This window comes from Nodosilinea sp. LEGE 07298, assembly GCF_015207265.1.
Classification (GTDB): Bacteria; Cyanobacteriota; Cyanobacteriia; order Phormidesmidales; family Phormidesmidaceae; genus Nodosilinea.
In genome coordinates this window covers 1-4156 of record NZ_JADEXE010000438.1, presented here as the reverse complement: position 1 = coordinate 4156, position 4156 = coordinate 1, and the positions used below count along the sequence as shown (strand labels likewise).

Here is a 4156-nt window from a genome sequence, read left to right as displayed (position 1 = left end):
GCTGTACCAATGCCGCCCGAGGCCTTGATGCCCACCCGCCCCTGGGTAATCTCCCACAGCTGGCGCACCACCTCGACGGTAGCCCCGCCCTGCCAGCCGGTACTGGTTTTGAGAAAGGTTGCCCCCGCATCCATACAAATTTCGGCGGCCAGAGTAATCTCAGCCGGAGTCAGCACGGCGGTTTCGAGAATGGTCTTGACCAGCAGTCCGGTCTCTTCGCAGATGGTGGCAATTTCGCGGTGGATGGCCTCGGTTTTACCTTCCTTGAGCCAGCCCAGATTGATCACCACGTCTAATTCGTCAGCCCCCCGCTCGGCTGCTTCCTGGGCTTCGTAGAGTTTGGTGGCCGAGGTGGTCGCCCCGGTGGGGAAGCCAATTACCGTACAGACTTTGGCCTTGCTGTTGTGCAGCAGATCGACCGCCTGGGCCACATGACATGGCGCAATGCAGACGGCAGCAAACCCGTAGCGATCGCCCTCAGCACACCACTGGGCCACCTGCTCTGCCGTCGCCGCTGGGTTGAGCAACGAGTGATCAATAAAGGGCGCTAGATCGATGCCATCCTCTGCCGTTGGTCGTCGGGCCATGTTTCACTGCCTCTAGGTGCCAAGATTATGTTGCCAGAAATTCAGACCGTCTTCGGCGTTAGATAGGTAAGTTTGTCGCGCACTGTAACGCAGATTCTTTACCCACTGCACAGCACCAGAGCTGTAGTTCACTAGGGCATTTTACGGCTTAGCGTACCGGAAGTTACTTAGCTCACCCTGCGATCGCCCCGCTAAGTTGAAGAAATGTATTGCAAGGATCCGTAGATCCACGAAGATTTGCTCCAGGCCATTCAGTCGATTGCTTTAGACAACTTCAAAGAAGCCTGTTATCAACCTCATTCCGGTGAATGAATACAGCTTGCCGAGCCTTCATTTAGAGCGAGTGAACCTGAGAAAAAGCTACGCTTATTCATAAACTTATTTTTGCCTCACCGCGATCTCGAAATAAACAAGTGAGGGATTGCTAAAGTGCGATCGCTCTAACGTGACTTTTAATACTCTTTGACCGACATTAGCACGCCCAGGATTGTTTACAATGCTTTACCTTGATGGGCGTGCTTCGGAAAAATTGTTAAGGAATAAATCGCTCCCTCTTTCAATACATAACCGCCAAAACCGTTGTCAAACTATAAAGATCAACGTTCTTGGTGGAATTTAGCAGCAGAATCTGCTATTGCCGAAACTTTAGGTGTTACTTCGATGTTGACCCCTATGGCTTAACAGCTAAAACAAGGTTGTTGATTCGAAGACACCTTTGCAGGATTAGCTAAATGAGCCTTGAGCCAACCGAATTCATGTCTAAGATGGTGTCGCGTACTGGCTTCAGTGCCGACGATAAGAAAATACTTCAGGATACCGCCGCTTGGGGTTTGGAAATTGCGCCTGAAATGGCCGACTATTTCTATGACTACATGGGCCGCGATGCCGAAATGAGCGCCATTCTCAATGAGTCTGAAGGCCGCATTCACAGACTGCGCGAAACCTTTGTGTCTTGGTTCCACGAAATGTTTACCGGCATGGACAGCTGGGGCGGCGACTACGCCGATCGGCGCTGGCGAATCGGCCTCATTCACGTTCGCATTGGCATTGGCCCTCAGCATGTCGTGCCTGCTATGGCCGTGGTCGTACATGAAGCCGGTAAGCGTGCCCAGGCCGATGGCAAAGATCAGCAGCTGTGCGATGCCTTGAGCAAAATTTGCATGGTTGATCTGGCCTTTATTGAACAGGCCTATATCGAGGTTTCTTCAGCGGCGGTACTAAGAGAAACCGGCTGGTCTGAAAGCCTCTTTAAGCGGCTTGTGGCGACTGGTGCAGCAGCAATGTAGCCTGCGCTACCCAATCTTCGACTGGTTAAACATTCTCCCTTTTCCCTCAAACTTTTTTCCCTAACCCGAGAGACTTACCATGGCCATTAGCACAGAAAAACTAACCCATATTCTTCAGAGCTTTGTTACCTCCACTACCGATATTCAAGGGGCGGCGGTAGTCACCCCTGATGGTCTGCCCCTGGCGGCCAGCCTGCCTGGTGGCATGGATGAAGAACGGGTTTCAGCAATGTCGGCAGCCATGCTTTCGCTGGGCGATCGCATTGGTAGCGAACTGGCTCGCGGCGGCATCGATCGCATCTATGTAGAGGGTGACAAAGGCTACGGCATTCTAACCAGCTGCGGCGAAGATGCCGTGTTTCTGGTACTGGCTGACAAGGCGGCAAAACAGGGTCTGCTGCTGCTCGAAATTAAGCGCACCCTAAGCGATCTTAAAGCCGTTTTGATGTAGCTCTTTGCCTTTGGCGGAGTGGGTTGCCCCCCCCCGGTTTAGCCATTCGCTCCGCCCTTACCTCTATTCCTTCATTGCCGCCTCCATCCATGGAAATCATGCGTTTAGTGGTCACTGGCCCCGTGGGGGCTGGTAAGTCGACCTTCATTCGGTCAGTAAGCGAGATTGAGGTGGTGGATACTGACCGCCGCGCCACCGATGAGGCTCTCCTGATCAAAAAGCGCACCACCGTAGCCTTTGACTTTGGCCGTCTGCAGTTTGGCCCCGATATGGCCCTGCACCTCTACGGCACCCCTGGCCAGTCGCGCTTCGACTTCATGTGGGACATCTTGATTCAAAAGGCCCACGCCTACATTTTGCTGGTGGCCGCCCATCGCCCCCACGAGTTTCGCGAGGCCCGCCGCATCATGATGTTCATGAAGCAGCGATCGCCTGTGCCCATGATCATCGGCCTCACCCACACCGACTGCCCCGGCGCTTGGGATGCCGCCAACATTGCTCTGGCCCTAGGCTACCCCAACCCCAGCCGCCGCCCACCGGTAGTCACTGTCAACGCCAACGAAACCGCTTCGGTAGCCCAGGCGGTGATTGCTCTGGTGCAGCACACCTGGTCGGGCAGTTTGGCGGCTACATCCTAGTTTTCGATCGACTCCTTGGCCATAGTCCTATGAGCCAGCCGACATTCTTCCCACGTCCACCCGAGGGGACAGCACCATGACCGTTACCGGATACCTTGCCGACTTCTCCCTGCCCGAACTCTTTCAGCTGCTGGAACAGGGCAATAAAACCGGGTTGCTCACGATCTGCACCCTGGCCGATACAAAAACCGCCGAGCGCTATAACCACCACATCTGGTTTAGCCAGGGACAAATTGTAGCCGCTGGCAACACCCTCGACCAGCGTGGGCTCATGGGCTTAATCGCCCGACGAGGTTGGATGGGTGACAATGCCGTTTCTCGACTGGCCCAGACCTGCCAAATCAACACCCCACTGGGGCTATGCCTCAAAAATCAGGGGGTACTGACTGCCGAACAGCTCAAACTGCTGTTTTATACCCAGGTAATGCGCCAGGTGTGTGCCCTATTTGCCCTGCCCGACGGTTGGTTTCAGTTTGACCCCAAAGCCCCGACCCCAAGGGCTGAAATGACCGGACTGATTGCCACCGCCACTGACGTTACCCTGGCCGGGTTGCGGGCGCTCAAAGACTGGGCCGCGCTAGATGAAAAACTGCCTGCTCCGACCTCCGCCTTAGTCAGCGTAATCGAAGGTAAACCCAACCTGCGCCTCAACCCCAACGAATGGCAGGTGTGGGAGTTTACCAACGGCACCATGGCCGTGGCCGATGTTGCCAAGCAGCTCAACCTGCCTGTAGCCAAGGTGCAGCAGATTGCCTTTCGCCTGATTGTGACAGGCCTGGCTGAAGAAATGCCCCTCATGGCCGCCCCGCCCCCCTCATCCCTGGCTTTGGATGATGCGCCGGAGCTAGAACCCAGCATCGCCAGCGGTAAAACCGCCGGAGCCGCCCCAGTCAGCGCCTCATTTTTACAAAATCTAGTCGGTTTTCTCAAAAGTAAGGTGTAGCGATGACCCCCAGCACACTGCAACTGCTGCAAGGATTTTTAGGCCTGCTCAAGCTAGCCGACCTGGTCACCAGCCTGCCGGGCCTGGCGATCGCCCTGTGGATTTGGCTATACCTCACCCTCCCCTACGACAGCGCCCTAACCCTCTGGCTCGTCGCCCTAGTCCCCTTCGTCGCCTACACCAGCACAGAAACCCAAAACTGACCATTCTCTTAACCCCTATCTCACCCTCCCCACGCGCGCACGACGCAC

6 protein-coding genes are annotated in these 4156 nt (G+C 55.3%); 5 read left to right on the top strand and 1 reads right to left on the bottom strand.

Annotation, left to right across the window (positions count from 1 at the left end; genetic code table 11):
• Nucleotides 1-587: deoxyribose-phosphate aldolase (gene deoC, locus IQ273_RS31180; protein ID WP_194026971.1), on the bottom strand; the 587-nt coding region annotated here is incomplete at its 3' end.
• Between the two features lie 731 nt (nucleotides 588-1318).
• Between deoC and IQ273_RS31175 the strand changes: the two genes are divergently transcribed.
• From IQ273_RS31175 to IQ273_RS31155, 5 genes are all read left to right on the top strand, one after another.
• On the top strand, nucleotides 1319-1873 hold the full coding sequence (locus IQ273_RS31175; RefSeq protein WP_194026970.1) for a protoglobin domain-containing protein: 555 nt from the start codon (nucleotides 1319-1321) through the stop codon (nucleotides 1871-1873).
• A gap of 79 nt (nucleotides 1874-1952) precedes the next feature.
• Nucleotides 1953-2324, top strand: coding sequence for a roadblock/LC7 domain-containing protein (locus tag IQ273_RS31170; RefSeq protein WP_194026969.1), 372 nt, complete (start codon nucleotides 1953-1955; stop codon nucleotides 2322-2324).
• Nucleotides 2325-2413: 89 nt separating this feature from the next.
• The gene (locus IQ273_RS31165) at nucleotides 2414-2962 is read left to right on the top strand and encodes an ATP/GTP-binding protein (RefSeq protein ID WP_194026968.1); all 549 of its coding nucleotides are present in this window, start codon (nucleotides 2414-2416) and stop codon (nucleotides 2960-2962) included.
• 76 nt (nucleotides 2963-3038) lie between these two features.
• On the top strand, nucleotides 3039-3905 hold the full coding sequence (locus IQ273_RS31160) for a DUF4388 domain-containing protein (protein WP_194026967.1): 867 nt from the start codon (nucleotides 3039-3041) through the stop codon (nucleotides 3903-3905).
• A 2-nt stretch (nucleotides 3906-3907) separates the two neighbouring features.
• On the top strand, nucleotides 3908-4108 hold the full coding sequence (locus tag IQ273_RS31155; protein WP_194026966.1) for a hypothetical protein: 201 nt from the start codon (nucleotides 3908-3910) through the stop codon (nucleotides 4106-4108).
• The last annotated feature ends 48 nt before the right edge of the window (nucleotides 4109-4156 follow it).

What these genes read in the sequence shown, in the direction of transcription:
- IQ273_RS31175 (WP_194026970.1), top strand. Translation starts at nt 1,319, where the DNA reads ATGAGCCTTGAGCCAACCGAATTCATGTCTAAGATGGTGTCGCGTACT.
- IQ273_RS31160 (WP_194026967.1), top strand. Translation starts at nt 3,039, where the DNA reads ATGACCGTTACCGGATACCTTGCCGACTTCTCCCTGCCCGAACTCTTT.
- IQ273_RS31170 (WP_194026969.1), top strand. Translation starts at nt 1,953, where the DNA reads ATGGCCATTAGCACAGAAAAACTAACCCATATTCTTCAGAGCTTTGTT.
- IQ273_RS31155 (WP_194026966.1), top strand. Translation starts at nt 3,908, where the DNA reads ATGACCCCCAGCACACTGCAACTGCTGCAAGGATTTTTAGGCCTGCTC.
- IQ273_RS31165 (WP_194026968.1), top strand. Translation starts at nt 2,414, where the DNA reads ATGGAAATCATGCGTTTAGTGGTCACTGGCCCCGTGGGGGCTGGTAAG.